Below are 16997 nucleotides of genomic sequence, written 5' to 3'. Positions count from 1 at the left end.
GTTTAGCCTATCTGCTTAATTTGTTTAAGTGCACTTTCTACGACTTGCTCAACATCTTGCGAGATATCGACAAATAACGCTTCATCTAGCTCCGGTTCAACCAAGGTTTCAAACTGGCTTTTCAACATCTCTTGACCATTAAAATAATGATTTTCACGAGCTTTATGACGATTCCAAATCGTATCGAAACTGCCCTGTAGATACACAATCACCAAATCTTCATTGTTGTTGCGCAGAATATCGCGGTATTGCGGCTTTAATGCCGAGCAAGCGATCACAGCGCTTGGTTGTTCGATATATTGCTTATTCAGTGTTTCCAGCCATCCTTGACGATCTTCGTCTGTCAGTGGAATACCTTGGCGCATCTTTTCTACATTGCTTTGCGGATGGAAGTCATCTCCATCAAAAAACTGGAGCGTTAATGCTTCTGCGATACGGCTACCAATCAGGCTTTTTCCGCATCCAGATACGCCCATCACGAGTATTTTTTTGCTTTTCATAAGGCAAGCCTTCCCTAAGCCCCAACCAAAACTGGGGCTGACAATCGAATCTAATAGTTAAACTTGTGTTGTTGCGGTTCGGTTCCTGACGCTAAATCTGGTCAGGAACCTTTGTTGTTATTGCCACCAAAGCGCGAGTTGTGGGAAGACGATAACCAAGCCTAAAACCAACACTTGAAGTGCAATGAACGGCAGTAGTGACGTGAATATCTCACCCAAGCTGATGTCTTTTGGCGCTACCGATTTCAGATAGAACGCCGCAGGGCCAAATGGCGGTGACAAGAAAGACACCTGCATGTTTAGACAGAACACAACACCAAACCAAACTGGGTCGAAGCCGAGACCAGTAATGATTGGAACGAAGATTGGCATTGTCAAAAGTGCTACACCGACCCAGTCAAGGAACATGCCGAGTACCAGCAAGATAGCCATCATGATTAACAACGTTACTGTCGCGTTGCCGCCACTTAGCGCAAGGATGGTTTCTTCAACAAAATCAATACCGCCCATCAGGTTGTAGATACCAACCAGAGCACTTGCACCGATACCAATCCACATGATCATGCCGCAAGTACGCATTGTTGCCATGGCACTCTCTTTCAGCATGTTGTAGTTCAGCTCACCACGGATTAGTGCACTGATCATAATACCAACCACACCCAAAGCAGAAGCTTCGGTTACTGAAGCGATACCTGTGTAGATACTGCCTAGAACGGTTGCTACTGAAAGCAGCGGGAAGAACAAAGCCTTGAAGTAGCTAGGTTGATTAGCGATGTCTTCTTCTGTCTCATCATCACTCGGAATCGGCGCAAGAGAAGGGTTTAGCTTACAACGAATCAATACGTAGCCGATGTAACAACCCGCGAGGATAAAGGCCGGTAAGAAAGACGCTTTAAACAAATCGCCAATTGATACACTGGCTGTCATGCCATAGATGATCAGTACGATACTTGGCGGAAGCATGGTGCCTAGCGCGCCACCCGCACAGGTTGTACCAATAGCAAGCTTACGGTCATAACCCAAGCGAAGCATTTGAGGCAGAGCAAGAATACCAAGTAGTACGGTTTCACCACCGATAACACCTGACATTGACGCCAATAACACGGCTACCAATAAAGTTTGTACCGCAACACCGCCGCGAACCTTACGGCCAACCGATTTCATGGCATCAAACAGGTCTCGTGCGATACCTGAACGGTCTAAGAGCGCTGCCATCAATACGAACATTGGGACGGCGAGGAATACATAACCAGAAGCAAAGCTGTAAGTTCGGCTCGCAATCAAAGGCAAGGCATCAGGGCCGAACCAACACAAGGTGAAGAAGATCGCCACGAAGCCTGTTACGAAGGCCAGCTGCATACCAGTGAGTAACAAGCCAATCATCATAACCAGCATGAGCAAACTGCCCCATGCGATACCAATAGAAGATAAATCAAACATCGTCATTCTTCCTTAGACCCATCAACTCTTGGATTAGGTGCAATACAAACTGGACAACAAGAACACACAAAACGACAAAGATTAGACCTTTAAGCAGCGCAGGATAAGGCGCGTTTAACACTGAGCCTGATGTCTCAAGACGAAATTCACCCCAAGGTGCAAACCACGCTTCTTCTGCAGTGAAGTAAGCCGCGTAAGCAAGCATGCCCGCAAAGGCTAAACCAACAATGTGGTGAACAAGATTAAGATACTTACGTGTTTGGTTAGACACTGAATCGTAGATAAGAACAACACGTACATGTTTATCAGCCGCGAAAGCGTAGATGCCGCCGATAATGAATAATGAACCACCGATAAATGAAGCCGTCTCGTGAACCCAAGTGGTTGGGGCGTCAAATGCATAGCGCATCACAACTTCGTAAAATGAAATCAATACAGTGAAGATAAACAACCAGCTAACTAAGTTGCTGAATTTTATGATAAGACGATCAAGCCCGTTTCTTGGCTTTTCATCGTTTTCAGCTGGTGCGTGAGGGATTTTGTCTGTCATGGCCAAATTTCCTGGGAGAAAACGGGAGAGCAATGCCCTCCCCCATCAGTAAGCTAAGTTTGAATTACAGTAAGCCGTTTTCTTCTAGGAACACGGTAACTGAGGTGTAAACTTTCTGTGCGTTATCAGAGCGCTCTGCAAATACTTTCCATTGACCTTTTGCGATCTCACGGAACTTCTTACGCTCTTCTTGAGACCAGTCATGAATAGTGATTTCTGGGTTCGCTTGCGCTTCTTTAACTGCTGCTTGGTCAGCCATTTTTAGCTGAGTCGTCATGTCGTAAGAAAAGTCACGCACAGATGTTTGTAAGATTGTTTGTAGGTCAGCAGGCATCTTGTCCCATTTCTTCTGAGAAACAGAGATATCGATAAGTGGCAACGAGTGGAAACCCGGTTGAACTGGGTGTGTCGCAATGTCGTTCATGCCCGCTTTTTGGTTTGTCGAGAATACTGTGTAGTCCGCAGCATCAATTACGCCCTTGCTTAGACCGGTAAATACTTCAGAGCCCGGAAGGTTTACTGGAGTCGCACCCGCTGCTGCGAACACTTGTTGTACTAGACCTTCAGGTGCACGTAATTTAAGACCTTTAAGATCCGCGACACCGTCAATTGGCTTTTTAGAAATGAAAGACTCAACACCTGTTGTTGAAGCACCAACGAACTGAACACCGTAAGGCTTGTAAAGCTCAGTCATTAGCTCGTTACCGCCACCGTAGTTCATGTACTGAAGCAGTTGTGTTGTGTCTGACCATGCACCAACCATGTTACCGATAAGACCAAATGCTGGATCTTTACCAGAGAAGTAACCTGTTGCTGTGATATGACCATCAAGGATGCCCATCTTGATCGCGCCTAGCGTTTCAGTGTGTTTAACCACAGCACCTACAGGCAGAAGGTCGATGTCGATACGTCCGTTAGACATCGTCTCTACACGCTCAGCCCACTTCTGCTGAACCTTGAAGTTCAAATCACCAGATGGATCTGAAGATTGAATCTTAAGTTTAAAGTCTGCAGCCATTGCTGAAGTAGCAAATAGGCCAGTGAGGGAAGCAGCAATCAGCGTTTTAGTCAGAGCTTTCATTTGGGTATCCTTATGAGTTTCACAGAGTCCGGTTTGTTGTTATATGTTACCGGTAACGTTGGGGTGGATGTTACCGGTAACTTTACTGCCTTGTCTATGAGAAGGATCACATCTTTAACATTAGTAAAACGTTTGCTATCAATAAGGATAATGTGCCTAAAAAGTCACATTATAGGTTGGAGGTGTAAATTAATTTCTCTTTAAGTCAGTGAGATAACTAAACCAGCAATAATAAAAACGACGCCTACACCGCGAGTCATGTGCCACTTTTCCTTTAAAAAGTAGACCCCCATCACTACGCCGAAGATGATACTGACTTGCCTAAGTGCCACAACCAGGCTGACGTTCTCTGTCATGGTCATCGCAAATAACACTAAACCATAAGTCGATGCCATCATAATGCCTGCAACCGTGGCTTTCTTACGTAGTATCCATGCGTTGGTAAATTCGATTCTTTGATTGGACACCAACAACCAAATACTCAGCGGAATCACGATCGCCCAAAATTGAATGCCTAGGTAGAAAATCGCCGTGTGTTTATTAGTAATGGTAGGCGTGCTTAACGGCTCCAATAACAGGAGCGCTTCTTTATCTATAATGGAGTAGCCAGTGGTACCAATGGCGGCGATTAATGCCCACAGCACACCGAGGTTCAGGTAGGCCTTGAACCTCAGCTCAGAGAATTGTTTCAGTGGAACGAACAAACAGCCTAATGTGATCAGTGCAAAACCCATCCACTGATTCGCCGACAATTCATAGCCGATCAACACCGTGCCTAACCCCACCATCAACACCGGAAGTGCTCGTGCCATCGGATAGATCACACCAATATCAGCTTGTTTATAGGCAGCGCCTAACCCAATCAAATAGACGATTTGACAGATCCCACTCAAGAAAACCAACTGCCAGAATGGAAGTGATATATTTGACAGGCCAACACTGTAGGCATACCAAACCAGATAGGGAGTCAATATCGCTGCGGCGGCAAAGCCAGAGGCTAGGAAGAAAGACGAACCCGATTCTTGATTAGATTTACCTAGAACGTTCCAACCCGCATGCAGCAGAGCCGAGATAATCACGATGATGATGGCAGAGAATTCCATTTAATTCCTAACTTATTGACTGATAAGAGCAACCGCTTAAAAAAGGGGATAAAAAAGGCCTCCAGATAAGAGACCTTTGATCGTTTCAATTGAGCAAGCTCAGAGAATTTAAGGTGTGCCAGCGTTCTAACGTATGACTAGCGTTCTAACTGTGCGATCGACTCTATACTGATCGCGTCATGACGCCAATACTCAATATCACAGTCAATCAAATCGCCATTTTGATTGTAGTTAACACGCTCTACCACCATTGCAGGAGAGCCAGAAGTCGCACGCAATGCTTGCGCGGTTTCACCCAGCAAAGACGTTGTACTCACACGGTAACGAATCTTCTGATACACCACGCCAAAGTGCTCACGGTAGATGTCGGTCAGTGATTTAGACAGGTCATAATCGAGTAAGTTAGGAAACAACTCTGGTCGAATGTAGTTCGTCACATACACAACCGGTCTGTCTTCAAGGTAGCGAACTCTATCGACTCGATAAACATCGGAGAACGGTTGTAACTCAAGAAGCTTAGTCGCCTCCTTGGTTGCCAACATCCCTTTTGCTGCCACTAACTCAGTTTTCGGTTGACGATTTTGCGCCAGAGCCATATTAGTGAAGTTCAGTGTTTGGGTTGGATCGTAACGAAGCGGCGCTGGTGAGATAAACCAACCGCGGCGATCTTCTCGGTAAATACGCCCTTCAGCTTCAAGCGAAGACAAAGCTTCACGTAAGGTAACTCGTGTTGTATCAAACGATTCAGCCAGCTTACGTTCTGCAGGCAACTTCTGTCGTGGCGTTAACATCCCCGACTCTATCTGCTCTACAATGACATCTTTGATTTTTACGTACTGCACTTAATTTCCTTTCATTCTTGTTCTTGTCGTCAGCCACTCCTTGGCCAACTGCAATATAAAATGGTTCGCTAGCGTTTGCGCCAAGCTTGGGTGCGCTTCTCGAAAAACTTGTTGATTAGCATATGAATCAACTTCGCACTCGCTGCAGATATCATGATCATTACCGCCATGGCTGCTGCTGCACCGGTTTGCCCCGCATCGTCCATATTCAACACTGAAACTGACGCAGGTATCGTATCGGTAGAATACAAGAATACTACCGCAGATGTCGTGGTAAGTGCATTAATAAACAGGTATGTCGCAATATCTAAAATCGCAGGCAAACAAACGGGCACCGTCACCTTAAAAAACAGCTTGTATTGCGGTAGGTTAACCGAGGCCGCCGTGGCTTCAATTTCCGAAGGTAGCTGTTTCAATGCCGTTAACGCCGTCATGTGCCCTACTGTGTAGTAGTGAACCACCGTATTAATCACCAAGAACGCCATCGTGCCATACAGGAAGTTAAGTGGGTTACTCAAGTCATTGAAGTAGAAGATATACCCCAAACCCAGAACCATACCCGGAACGGCCATCGGCACAACACTGAGCATCTGCATCGCCTGACGAACGGGACCAAATGCTCTGCCCTTCTCAATACAATACGCACCTAAGAAAATCAATACGGTACCGATAATGGCAGTCCATGCACCAAGCGTCAGAGAGTTGAAGAACGGTGTCCAACCATAGGTACTCATCTCAGCAAAGTTGTAGTTATTCAGGGTGAGCGCTTTGTTCCAAGGCCAGAAGGTGACCATAGAACCGTATATCGCCATGCCCAACACGATAACGACAGCAGCCGAAATGACCGTGCAGTAAAGGAAACACAATCCATCACGCATGGTATTTGGCTCTGGTTGGTACGCGACAGAACGGGTATCAAACAAGCTCTTCTGTTTCTTTTGTACCCAGCGATCCACTGTAAACGCAAGTAGCGCAGGCAATAGCAACAAGATACTGGTTACAGCACCCATCGAAAAGTTCTGCTGACCAACCACCTGCTTAAAGATATCTGTAGATAAAACGTTGTAGCTACCGCCAATGACCTTTGGTACACCAAAGTCACACACCACCAACGTAAACACAACGATCAGAGTACTGATCAAGCCATATTTGGCTGCAGGTAAGGTCACCATGAAGAAGGTTTTAAGCGAGGAAGTATTTAGAGCACGGGCAGCCTCATAAAGACGAGCATCAGAAGTTCTGAGTGAAGTGGTTAGAATCATCAAGGCATGTGGGAAAGTCCAGAATATCAAGCCGAGTGAGATACCAATCAAGCCGTATACCGAGTTGCCGCCCAAGACTTCTTTGGCGATACCTTGATTACCAAATAGGAAGATCAAGCTGATTGCAGGAAGTAATGAAGGAGCAAGGATCGGCGCAGAACCTAATACCTGAAATAGTCCCTTAAAAGGCATGCATGAACGAGTCAAAGCATAGGCATAACCAAACGCTAAAACGCCAACCACTGTCGTTACCAACAAGCCCAACGTGAAGGTGTTACCTACCGACTGCCATAGGCTTTGAGACGCAAAATACGTTGCGAAATTCTGTAAACCTACAAATTCGCCGTCTGCGTTCTGAACACTCTTTTTCAACATTGCCCACAGTGGCATCAGGATGAATAGCGTCATGACCACTGACAAAAAAGCCAGAAGCCCGAATAGGATTACGTTGTCTTTACTTAGCCGAGCAAGAAAAGGCGTTACTCGTCGTTGAATTAGCAGCTTAGATTGCATCATTTGAGTCGATTCCATGATTGTTTACGCCGCCTCGTCTTTCATCACTTGCAAGCTTTTCGATGGGTAAGCTCTCAGGCCTTCTTGATCGAATGCAACGTAACGAATATCACTGCGACGCAGCTTCAATCGGTTGAACTCTTTGACGGGTACATCCACGATGATCTCTTTCGCCGTTGAGTCATGTTGCAACTCGCACTCCACGCGATAAAACGCCCCTAAGAATTCGCTTGATACGATTCTCACTGGCAAGGATTCACTAAAACGATCAACAAACTGGATTTGCTCAGGACGAACCGCGATATCAAACATATCACCCTGCTTTGGTGTCAGGTTGTCTAACCCAGGCAATGGCAACATAGACTCAGCAATACGCATCTTGCCTTGAGCTGCTACAGAAGCTTGAATAAAGTTCATACTGCCGACAAACTCAGCCACGAAACGACTGACGGGTTTTTGGTAGATCTCTTGTGGAGCGCCCACTTGCTCGATAATACCGTGATTCATTACCACAATGCGGTCAGCCATGGTCAAAGCTTCATCTTGATCGTGCGTCACCATAATCGTGGTGATGCCCAATTTACGCTGCAATTGACAGATCTCGTCGCGCAGGTGTGTTCTTACTTTTGCATCCAATGCAGAAAGCGGCTCATCAAGGAGTAGCAAACCTGGAGACAAAGCCAAAGCACGAGCCAAAGCCACACGCTGCTGCTGCCCACCAGACAATTGATTTGGGAATTTCTGACCAGACGTCGGTAAGCCGATGGTCTCTAACCAAGACTCAACCGTCTCAAGAGCTTCTTTGGTCGACATGCCTTGGTTTTTAAGGCCAATCGCAATGTTTTCTTCCACAGTAAGGTTCGGGAACAAAGCGTAAGACTGGAACACAATGCCAAAGTCGCGCTTTTCTGGTGGTAAGAAGGTCGTATCCTTACCGTTCTGCTCAATAGAACCTGAAGTAGGTAAATCTAAACCTGCAATCGCACGTAATAAGGTGGTTTTTCCACAGCCAGATGGGCCAAGGAAGCAGACGAACTCGCCTTTATCTATCGATAGGGAAATGTCTTTTAACGCTGTGAATTGGCCAAATTGCTTTACAACGTTTTCAATATTCAAATAAGTTTGGTTGCTCATACTACAGCACTCTCTATATGGTATATACCAAATTTAAACTGAGAACATTGCAGTTAAGTGACAAATTTATAGAAGCTAAATGACAGTTATATTGCAGATATAATAAGCATTAAAGATTGCTATTTGTTCAGCATTAACAGTTGGTTCAATGTTGAAAGCCCTCAATGACTTGCCCATAAATCACTGAGAGCCTAAATGTAAACTTCTAATTTAAACGCTAGATTAATCTATGATTCAACCTTGTCGGCTTTGCCCGCCGCACCTGCAAGTTTGGATAACTGTTTATCTAGCCACAATGGCGTGCTACCCGAATCTTCCGCGTTCTCTTTTCTTCGTACCGCATCACGAACCATCATCGCACCTACCCAACGGAATGGCTCTGGCGGGAAGTGTCCTAATGGGCCTTTAGTTAAACCGCTTCGTGTCCAAGCATTGTCGATATCGAGTACCATTGAAGACAAAATTTTGCCTCCCATGCGAGTTTGAGCAACACCATTACCTGAGTAACCAAGCCCATAATAAATATTACTTTGGCCTTTTAGATTACCGAAAAATGGCAAACCTGTGACCGAACGATCTGAGCCGCCAGACCAGTTGTAATCGAATTCACTTTGCTCCAATTTAGGGAACAGTTTTCGAAAGGATTGATTGAGAATCGGCAAGTAGTTAGTGGTTTGGTTGAACATGCTTTCGACTTGATTGGCAAACGAGAATTTGTTGCCACCTTTGCCTAACATGAGTCGTCCATCTTCAGTGTCTCGGTAGTAGTGAACAAAGATTCGAGAATCCACCACCGCTGCCCCTTTCTCTGGACCAAACTGCTTGAGCTTTTCAGGAATAGGCTTGGTCACCACCATATCTGAAGAAACAACCACTATGCTGCGTTTGAACTCTTTAAAGTGATCGAGCATCCATGCATTGACCGCTAAGATCACTTTATCGGAAGTTAACGTCCCACCCTTAGTTTGGACGCGAACTGGTGAGCCGTAATCAAGAGAAGTCATCTCTGTATTTTCGTAAATTTCGACACCCAGTTCGAGAGCGACGCGGCGTAAACCTCTCGCCAATAACGCTGGCTGCACACTACCCGCAGCTTCTGAGTAGTAACCCTCAATGTGGCGATCAGACCCCGCTTTCTCAGCCAAAGAGTTATCGCACTTCTTCCAGCTATTGATGCCCTGCTTAACCAGCTCATTAACAACAGGCTCCATTCCACCCTTTTGCGCTTCATTGGTCGCCGTGTAGTAAGTACCGCTTCGATATAGATGCGCGTCAATCTTGTGTTCGTTACAGAAGGCTTCGATCTCGTATATAACCTTTTCCGATTCCTTAACCAACCATTTCGCTTGTTCTTTTCCGTAGAGCTTTTTCAGCGTCGGATACTTAGTCGACCACGTCAGCATGCAACCGCCGTTCGCACCAGAAGCACCGCTACCACATAAACCTTTTTCAATCACGACAACATGTTTTTCGGTTTGCTGTTGTTTGATTAAAATCGCCGTCCATAAACCCGTATAGCCACCGCCAACAATGGCGATATCACAGTTGACGTCTTTTTGGAGCCGCTTAGCCGATATTAGCCCTGCGTCGATGCTGCCAAATTCTTGTTCCAATGCTTGTTTGAACCAATATGAATAGTGTTTTGTCATTTGTTGTACCTTACTTAAAACCTAAAGGCGTAAACTAAAAAAGGAAGACCGAAGCCTTCCTTTACTGATTGCTAACTTCTAATGAACTGAATAGTTCGTCAGATTAGGATTTTGGCTCTGATTTAGCGTCAAACTTCTCAGACCATGTTTTCAGAACATCTGCACGTTCGCTGCCCATACTAGCGAAGTCCATTTTTGCCATGTTCTTCTCTACGTTCGGGAAGTTTTCTGCTTTACCTGTGACATCTTGGTGGCCAACAACTGGATACATTTCGATGTAAAGTTCATTCGCTGCTTTAGAGATAGACCAATCGATAACACGTTGTGCTGCACCTGAAGGCTTAACAAGACCTACCGCTTCAGATTCCCAACCGATACCTTCCGGTGTAATCACAGAAAGTGGCGCGCCTTGAGTCTTCAGCTTCGCGCCGCGGCTCGCCATAGAAATACCGATAGCCACTTCACCCATGCCCGCTTGAACACATGGCTTAGAACCAGAGTGCGTGTAATGAGCAATGTTTTGATCTAGCTTCTGCATGTAGTTCCAACCTTGGTCTTCACCCATGTTTTGTAACCAAGCCGAAACCTGCATGTAGCCCGTACCAGAAGACGCTGGGTTTGGCATTGCAATGTGGCCTTTGTAGATAGGCTTCGTTAGGTCATCCCAAGATTTAGGTGCAGGTAGGTTCAATTGCTTAGCAACTACTTCGTTGAAACAAACCGCATTGAAGAAGGCGTCATTGCCATACCAAGCTTGAGTAGATTGCGGATCGTTGAGGTTTGAACGCAGCGCTTCTACACCTTGAGGAGTGTAAGGCTTAAGAATACCCTCCTCTTTAAGTAGAGCCATTGAAGAACCCGCAAGGCCCCATACCACTTCTGCACGAGGATTGTTTTTCTCAGCTAATAATTTTGCCGTCATGATTCCAGTTGAATCACGTACCCATTTGATGTTGATGTCTGGGTTTTCACTTTCAAATGCGTTTTTGTATTTCGCTAAAATGTCAGTTTCAAAAGCGGTGTAAACCGTCACTTCCTGTGCTGCATAAGCATTACCAGCTAATAGAGTAACTAATGCTGCAAGTGATCCTTTCATAAAACGGTTTTTCATCATTTTCTCCAGTCAGGCCAACTCTAAAGTGAGAAGTTGCCAAAATTAAAAATTGCCAAAGTTAAAGTTGTTAAAACTAGAAGCTCCATCTAGAGGCTTCTATATCCATAAATTCATTTAGGTTGTTAGAACACACCTTTGTATTGGTATGTGCCAGATTTCGAATATTAACCTAATCAACTTTTGTGACGGTTAAATGAACAAAAAATGGCAGTTTAAAGATCGGGAAATTTCTCAACACAAGTGACCAATCTTAATATGAAGCTTTTGTGAAAATGATGTTTGGGCTATTTACGATCCTTCAAATTGGTTGTTAAAGTAACTGCAAATACTGGTATAGTCCAAAATGAACATCACGAGAATTGAACATGAGAAACGAATACTTACTACTGACACCGGGTCCTCTATCTACGTCTGAAACCGTTCGCCAAGCGATGCTAAAAGATTGGTGTACTTGGGATGATGAATACAACAAAGACGTTGTTGAAGTGATTCGTAGCAAGCTAGTGACTTTGGCGACTAAGCAAGCGGGATACACAAGTGTATTAATGCAAGGTAGCGGCACCGCTTCAGTTGAAGCTACGATTGGTAGTGCTATCTCTGACAGCGGTAAGCTTCTTGTTGTTGATAACGGTGCGTATGGTGCTCGTATCGCTCAAATCGCAGAATATTTGAACATTCCATGCCATGTCGTTTCCCCAGGTGAAACATCACAGCCTGACTTGAACGAAATGGAAACGGCATTGGCCATGGATTCAGATATTACTCATGTGGCAATTGTGCACTGTGAAACCACAACGGGCATGCTGAACCCGATTGAAGACATTGCCAAATTGGCAAAGCAGCACAACAAAACCGTCATTCTTGATGCTATGTCGAGTTTTGGCGGTATTCCTATGGATATTGCTGACTTAGGTATCGATTACATGATCAGCTCGGCAAACAAGTGTATTCAAGGTGTACCGGGGTTCGGCTTTGTTATTGCCAAGCAATCGGAATTGGAAAAGTGTAAAGGCCAAGCTCGCTCATTAAGCCTTGATCTGTTTGACCAATGGCACTGCATGGAAAGCAACCACGGTAAATGGCGCTTCACTTCCCCAACTCACACAGTGCGTGCTTTCTACCAAGCCCTGCTTGAACTGGAACAGGAAGGTGGCATTGAAGCTCGCCATAATCGTTACCAAACCAATCAAACCACATTGGTTGCTGGCATGCGCTCTCTAGGTTTTGAACCTCTGTTAAATGATGACCTTCATTCACCGATCATCACCTCTTTCTATTCTCCAACTCATAGCGATTACCAATTCAAGGAGTTCTATGACCGTTTGAAAGAACAAGGGTTTGTGATTTACCCGGGCAAGGTTTCAAACGCCGACTGCTTCCGAATCGGTAACATCGGTGAAGTGTATCCGTCAGACATTGAAGCTCTCATTGGCGCTATAGAAAACGCTATATACTGGGACATCAAATAATGACGACGACCAATCAAGAGCCGATTCTAAAGGCCACACACTTTCGAAGCGAAGGCGATGTGAACACTACGCCAGCACGCGAAAAATGGAACGAATCGCTAAACGATGATGCGACTCAAGCAATGTTAAAGCGTGACTCTGACGTGTTTCTTCATCAAGCCATGTCAACACCTTGCCTAGACACGCTTGAAACCGCTGAAGGAATCTACATTCAAGATGCGACGGGCAAGAAGTACATGGACTTTCACGGTAATAATGTTCACCAATTAGGTTATGGCCACCCACATATTATTAATAAAGTGACTCAGCAAATGGCGTCATTGCCGTTTTCACCACGTCGATTCACCAATGAGACTGCCGTTCAGTGCGCTGAAAAACTCACACAGATCTGCGGTGGTGATTTGAATCGCGTGTTGTTTGCGCCAGGTGGTACATCGGTTATCGGTATGGCACTGAAACTGGCTCGACATGTCACCAACAACTTCAAAGTCGTTTCATTGTGGGATTCCTTCCATGGTGCGTCGCTGGATGCAATTTCAGTGGGTGGTGAAGCCTGTTTCCGCGAAGGTATGGGGCCGTTAATGGCTGGCGTAGAACGTATCCCACCAGCAGTCTCTTATCGTGGTGCTTTCCCCCTTAATGGCTCTTTATCGCTTCACGGGCAAAGCGCAGGCGATAACAATGAGACTGCATGTGATGTGCACTATGCCGATTACCTTGAGTACGTGATTGAAAAAGAAGGTGGCATTGGTGCCTTCATTGCTGAAGCAGTGCGTAACACAGACGTTCAAGTGCCAAGCAAGGCTTATTGGAAACGAATCCGTGAGATCTGCGACAAGCACAATGTCATGTTGATCATTGATGATATCCCAAATGGCATGGGTCGTAGCGGTGAATGGTTCACACACCAAGCGTTTGATATCGAGCCTGACATCCTATGTATCGGTAAAGGCTTTGGCGGCGGCTTGGTTCCAATTGCAGCCATGGTCACTAAAGACAAATACAACACAGCAGCGCAAGTCTCACTTGGTCATTACACACATGAGAAAAGCCCTATCGGTTGCGCGGCGGCACTGGCTACGATGGAAGTGATTGAGCAAGAAAATCTACTTGAAAAAGTGCAAGCAGACAGCGTATTCGTGCGTGAACAGCTGCTTCAAATGAAAGAGAAATACCCAGTCATTGGTGACGTGCGCGGCATCGGGCTGCTATGGGGCGTTGAGTTGGTCACCGACCATATCACCAAAACCAGAGCGTTCGATGAAGCAGAAGCCGTACTTTACCAATGCCTGAACGATGGCCTGAGCTTTAAGGTGTCACAAGGTAACGTGATTCAGTTGAGCCCACCATTGATCATCAGCCGCAGCGAACTAGAAGTCGCTCTGTCTGTATTCGAAAAAGCGATAGCCAAAGTCTGCGAAGATTTTGAATACCTTTAATTCATTATTTAAATCAACACTTAAACCAATAAGCTAAAACAATCATTCGTCCTGCCAGGAGTTTGAACTGGGAGTGACACAAAAATAGGACACTATTATGAACACGACATCACCTATCCAAGCGGTTATCTTTGACTGGGCTGGCACTATCGTTGATTTTGGATCATTTGCTCCAACCAGCATTTTCGTGGAAGCATTCAGACAAGGTTTCGACTTTGACATCGACTTAGCAGAAGCTCGTGAACCTATGGGTATCGGTAAATGGGATCACATTCAAGCGGTGGGTCGAATCCCTGCTGTTGATGCTCGTTGGAATGCTCAGTTCGGGCGCTCGATGACCAGTGAAGACGTTGATGCAATCTATGCGGCGTTTATGCCTCTTCAAAAAGCGAAAGTAGCTGACCACGCAGCGCCAATTTTAAACGCGATTGAAGTGGTGAATAACCTAAAAGAGAAGAACGTAAAAATCGGTTCATGTTCTGGTTACCCGCGTGAAGTGATGGATGTTTTAATTCCTGCTGCTGCAGATTACGGTTACCGACCAGATAACGTGGTAGCGACCGATGACTTACCTCAAGGTGGTCGCCCTGCTCCATTTATGGCACTGAAAAACGTAATCGACCTAGGTGTAACTAGCGTTGCTGCGTGTGTAAAAGTAGACGATGCAGCACCGGGGATCGATGAAGGTCACAACGCAGGCATGTGGACGGTTGGACTTGTATTATCGGGGAACGAAGCAGGCTTAACGTATCAAGAATATTTAAATGCAGACGAGACAACACTTGCGGCTGCACGTGAAAAAGCGAGCGTTAAGCTAAACAAATCGAACCCACACTACCTAATCGATACCATTGCAGACCTACCAGGTGTCATTGCAGACATTGAAAAACGTTTGTTAGCCGGAGAGCGCCCATAACTCCTGTAACTTCCGCAAATCAGGGCCTATAGCCCAATAATCCGCACACATAAAAAGAAACCTCGTATCACCTAAAAATGATACGAGGTTTCTTTGTTTCCAATATTTGAGACAACAATTAATTGACAAAAACCTCTGTAAATAGCACCTTAAATATATAATTTTTAACAATTTCATTGACTGCGATACGCAATCAGATTAACAATATAATTACTGATACAAGATAGATTGAGCTGAACCAACACTTTGAATTACTTGTTATAAGCAGTGTCGTTACCCAATAAGTGATCGTTTTACTGGTAAGTTCAGATAACAATAAGAGTTAATCCAAGGATAAGATTATGAAAAAACTGTCGAAAATCATGTGTGCTGTTGTTGCCGCTTCAGGCCTAGCAGCAGCGCCTTCTATCGCTGCTACAACTTATGTTGGTGCAAAAGTGGGCGTAGGCTGGCTAGATAGCGCATGTGTAAGCGGTGAAAAATGTGATGATGATGCAATCGGTGCTGGCATCTACTCTGGCTACAATTTTAATGACAAGTTTGGTATTGAGCTAAGCTCTGACTTCCTTGGTGATTACAAGACAAGCTTTTCAAAGAACGGCACAACAGCTGCGTTCAGCGATCCGCTAATCGCAATCTCACTAACGCCGATGTACCGCCTACCAGTACAACAAGAATTTGACGTATTCTTCAAAGCAGGTCCTGCTTACATCTCTCATGGTGGCGAAGATGACGTTGTACTTTCTGCTGGTATCGGTGTAGAGAAGCAGCTTTCTTCTGATTGGGCACTACGTGTTGAATACCAATACTTTGATGACTTCGACGATAACTACGTTCAAGACCTAAACTCGAACCTACTGTCTGTTGGTGTTAGCTACAACTTCGGTACTGGTAACACAACTGCATCAGCGGCGGCAGCAGCAGCTTCTGCGGTAGCTGTGACTCAAGCTCCATCTGAGCCAATCACAGAGCCTGCAGTTGTTGTTGAAGAGAAAAGTACTGTTGTTGTGACTAAAGCGCAAACAGAGAGCTACTCTCAAGAAATGTTCGCGACAAACAGTACTGAGCTGTCTACAGACGGCAAGATTGCACTACAACCTCTAGTTGAAGTTCTTAAAGCTCACCCTCAATCGACTGTTGTTGTTGTTGGTCACACTGACTCAACAGGCGCTGCTGAATACAACATGATGATCTCTAAGAAACGTGCTGCTGCAGTTGCTGCACACATCGAAGATCAAGGTATCGAAGCTGAGCGTATCACTGCTACAGGTGAAGGTGAAGAGAACCCAGTTGCATCAAATGATACAGCTGAAGGTCGTGCTCAAAACCGTCGTGTCGACGCAACGATCCCTGGTTTCGAATACCAAGAAGAAGTACAAGTTGAAGAAGTTATCGTAGAAACGGCTGAATAACAGCACTCTACCTTAGCCGAAATAATAAGGGCGGAGCACTCAAAGTGCTCCGCCCTTTTCTTTATCTGTCTTTCTAATAAGCCTTAAGCCGTAAAGTAACGGCCCAAAGTCAAGCTGTACAATCCGAAAACTAAACGATTTCCCAGCTGTGCGTCATTTCTACGCCAGCACCTAGCATTAGACATACTGAACAGTATTTTTCTAGCGAGTCAGCACATACTTTTGCAACTAACTCAGGATCAAGGTTGTCACCCGATACTTCAAAGTGAATGTTAATCACAGTAAAGATTTTTGGTGCTGTTTCACGACGTGTCGTTTCAAGTTTGGCATTACAGCCTGTGATGTTCTGGCCTTCAGATTTCAAACCATCTACGACATCAACAGAGCTACAACCACCAGCGGCCATAAGGACCATTTCCATTGGGCTTGGCGCGGTAGCACCGCCACTGCCATCCATTACTACAGAGTGGCCAGATTGAGATTGACCTAGGAATTTAAAGCCTTCGACCCATTTAACTTCTGCTTGCATACAGTTCCTTAGATGACCGATAACCGCCATCACTGTCTATTATT

General features: G+C 45.3%; 15 protein-coding genes. 4 read left to right on the top strand and 11 right to left on the bottom strand.

Annotated elements, in window-relative coordinates:
• Positions 1 to 2: 2 nt before the first annotated feature.
• The 10 genes from BCV39_RS04260 to BCV39_RS04215 form a co-directional block, all read right to left on the bottom strand.
• Positions 3 to 500 (bottom strand): gluconokinase, encoded by a 498-nt coding sequence (locus tag BCV39_RS04260; protein WP_019820437.1) that lies wholly within the window; start codon positions 498 to 500, stop codon positions 3 to 5.
• A gap of 117 nt (positions 501 to 617) precedes the next feature.
• The gene (locus BCV39_RS04255; protein ID WP_048659109.1) at positions 618 to 1940 is read right to left on the bottom strand and encodes a TRAP transporter large permease subunit; all 1323 of its coding nucleotides are present in this window, start codon (positions 1938 to 1940) and stop codon (positions 618 to 620) included.
• The gene (locus BCV39_RS04250; protein WP_017058622.1) at positions 1933 to 2490 is read right to left on the bottom strand and encodes a TRAP transporter small permease subunit; all 558 of its coding nucleotides are present in this window, start codon (positions 2488 to 2490) and stop codon (positions 1933 to 1935) included. Before BCV39_RS04250 ends, BCV39_RS04255 begins: the two co-directional genes overlap by 8 nt.
• 64 nt (positions 2491 to 2554) lie before the next feature.
• Positions 2555 to 3571 (bottom strand): TRAP transporter substrate-binding protein, encoded by a 1017-nt coding sequence (locus tag BCV39_RS04245; protein WP_019820432.1) that lies wholly within the window; start codon positions 3569 to 3571, stop codon positions 2555 to 2557.
• A gap of 200 nt (positions 3572 to 3771) precedes the next feature.
• On the bottom strand, positions 3772 to 4674 hold the full coding sequence (locus BCV39_RS04240) for an EamA family transporter (RefSeq protein WP_102431478.1): 903 nt from the start codon (positions 4672 to 4674) through the stop codon (positions 3772 to 3774).
• Positions 4675 to 4811: 137 nt separating this feature from the next.
• Positions 4812 to 5516: a phosphonate utilization transcriptional regulator PhnR gene (phnR, locus tag BCV39_RS04235; protein ID WP_048669555.1), complete on the bottom strand. Its 705-nt coding sequence runs from the start codon at positions 5514 to 5516 to the stop codon at positions 4812 to 4814.
• A gap of 68 nt (positions 5517 to 5584) precedes the next feature.
• A complete protein-coding gene (locus BCV39_RS04230; protein ID WP_170960785.1) occupies positions 5585 to 7294 on the bottom strand; it encodes a putative 2-aminoethylphosphonate ABC transporter permease subunit in 1710 nt (569 codons plus the stop codon).
• A gap of 21 nt (positions 7295 to 7315) precedes the next feature.
• Positions 7316 to 8425, bottom strand: coding sequence for a putative 2-aminoethylphosphonate ABC transporter ATP-binding protein (locus BCV39_RS04225; protein ID WP_019820426.1), 1110 nt, complete (start codon positions 8423 to 8425; stop codon positions 7316 to 7318).
• A gap of 227 nt (positions 8426 to 8652) precedes the next feature.
• Entirely contained in the window at positions 8653 to 10074 is a 1422-nt protein-coding gene (locus tag BCV39_RS04220; protein WP_102431476.1) for an FAD-dependent oxidoreductase, read from the bottom strand.
• Positions 10075 to 10177: 103 nt separating this feature from the next.
• Positions 10178 to 11188: a putative 2-aminoethylphosphonate ABC transporter substrate-binding protein gene (locus BCV39_RS04215; protein WP_102431475.1), complete on the bottom strand. Its 1011-nt coding sequence runs from the start codon at positions 11186 to 11188 to the stop codon at positions 10178 to 10180.
• 365 nt (positions 11189 to 11553) lie between these two features.
• On the opposite strand from BCV39_RS04215, the gene phnW reads away from it, so the two are divergent.
• The 4 genes from phnW (at position 11554) to BCV39_RS04195 (ending at position 16424) form a co-directional block, all read left to right on the top strand.
• Entirely contained in the window at positions 11554 to 12657 is a 1104-nt protein-coding gene (phnW, locus tag BCV39_RS04210) for a 2-aminoethylphosphonate--pyruvate transaminase (protein WP_102431474.1), read from the top strand.
• A complete protein-coding gene (locus BCV39_RS04205; protein WP_102431473.1) occupies positions 12657 to 14096 on the top strand; it encodes an aspartate aminotransferase family protein in 1440 nt (479 codons plus the stop codon). The genes phnW and BCV39_RS04205 overlap by 1 nt, the downstream gene beginning before the upstream one ends.
• A gap of 97 nt (positions 14097 to 14193) precedes the next feature.
• On the top strand, positions 14194 to 15012 hold the full coding sequence (phnX, locus tag BCV39_RS04200) for a phosphonoacetaldehyde hydrolase (RefSeq protein WP_102431472.1): 819 nt from the start codon (positions 14194 to 14196) through the stop codon (positions 15010 to 15012).
• A 341-nt stretch (positions 15013 to 15353) separates the two neighbouring features.
• Positions 15354 to 16424 (top strand): OmpA family protein, encoded by a 1071-nt coding sequence (locus tag BCV39_RS04195; RefSeq protein WP_102431471.1) that lies wholly within the window; start codon positions 15354 to 15356, stop codon positions 16422 to 16424.
• A gap of 130 nt (positions 16425 to 16554) precedes the next feature.
• Here the strand turns inward: BCV39_RS04195 and BCV39_RS04190 are convergent, their stop codons facing one another.
• Positions 16555 to 16953 carry an OsmC family protein gene (locus BCV39_RS04190; protein WP_102431470.1) on the bottom strand — a complete coding sequence of 133 codons (399 nt, stop codon included), beginning with the start codon at positions 16951 to 16953 and terminating at the stop codon, positions 16555 to 16557.
• Between the last annotated feature and the right edge of the window lie 44 nt (positions 16954 to 16997).

Origin of the sequence: Vibrio sp. 10N.286.55.E10, assembly GCF_002872555.1 — a bacterium.
Classification (GTDB): Bacteria; Pseudomonadota; Gammaproteobacteria; order Enterobacterales; family Vibrionaceae; genus Vibrio; species Vibrio crassostreae.
The sequence above is the reverse complement of the archived record's forward strand: the minus strand, read 5'-3'. Positions and strand labels throughout refer to the sequence as shown.

Excerpts from the sequence above, each read along its gene's own strand:
- BCV39_RS04260 (WP_019820437.1), bottom strand. The coding sequence starts at position 500 with ATGAAAAGCAAAAAAATACTCGTGATGGGCGTATCTGGATGCGGAAAA.
- BCV39_RS04255 (WP_048659109.1), bottom strand. The coding sequence starts at position 1,940 with ATGTTTGATTTATCTTCTATTGGTATCGCATGGGGCAGTTTGCTCATG.
- BCV39_RS04250 (WP_017058622.1), bottom strand. The coding sequence starts at position 2,490 with ATGACAGACAAAATCCCTCACGCACCAGCTGAAAACGATGAAAAGCCA.
- BCV39_RS04245 (WP_019820432.1), bottom strand. The coding sequence starts at position 3,571 with ATGAAAGCTCTGACTAAAACGCTGATTGCTGCTTCCCTCACTGGCCTA.
- BCV39_RS04240 (WP_102431478.1), bottom strand. The coding sequence starts at position 4,674 with ATGGAATTCTCTGCCATCATCATCGTGATTATCTCGGCTCTGCTGCAT.
- BCV39_RS04230 (WP_170960785.1), bottom strand. The coding sequence starts at position 7,294 with ATGATGCAATCTAAGCTGCTAATTCAACGACGAGTAACGCCTTTTCTT.
- BCV39_RS04225 (WP_019820426.1), bottom strand. The coding sequence starts at position 8,425 with ATGAGCAACCAAACTTATTTGAATATTGAAAACGTTGTAAAGCAATTT.
- BCV39_RS04220 (WP_102431476.1), bottom strand. The coding sequence starts at position 10,074 with ATGACAAAACACTATTCATATTGGTTCAAACAAGCATTGGAACAAGAA.
- BCV39_RS04215 (WP_102431475.1), bottom strand. The coding sequence starts at position 11,188 with ATGATGAAAAACCGTTTTATGAAAGGATCACTTGCAGCATTAGTTACT.
- phnW (WP_102431474.1), top strand. The coding sequence starts at position 11,554 with ATGAGAAACGAATACTTACTACTGACACCGGGTCCTCTATCTACGTCT.
- BCV39_RS04205 (WP_102431473.1), top strand. The coding sequence starts at position 12,657 with ATGACGACGACCAATCAAGAGCCGATTCTAAAGGCCACACACTTTCGA.
- phnX (WP_102431472.1), top strand. The coding sequence starts at position 14,194 with ATGAACACGACATCACCTATCCAAGCGGTTATCTTTGACTGGGCTGGC.
- BCV39_RS04195 (WP_102431471.1), top strand. The coding sequence starts at position 15,354 with ATGAAAAAACTGTCGAAAATCATGTGTGCTGTTGTTGCCGCTTCAGGC.
- BCV39_RS04190 (WP_102431470.1), bottom strand. The coding sequence starts at position 16,953 with ATGCAAGCAGAAGTTAAATGGGTCGAAGGCTTTAAATTCCTAGGTCAA.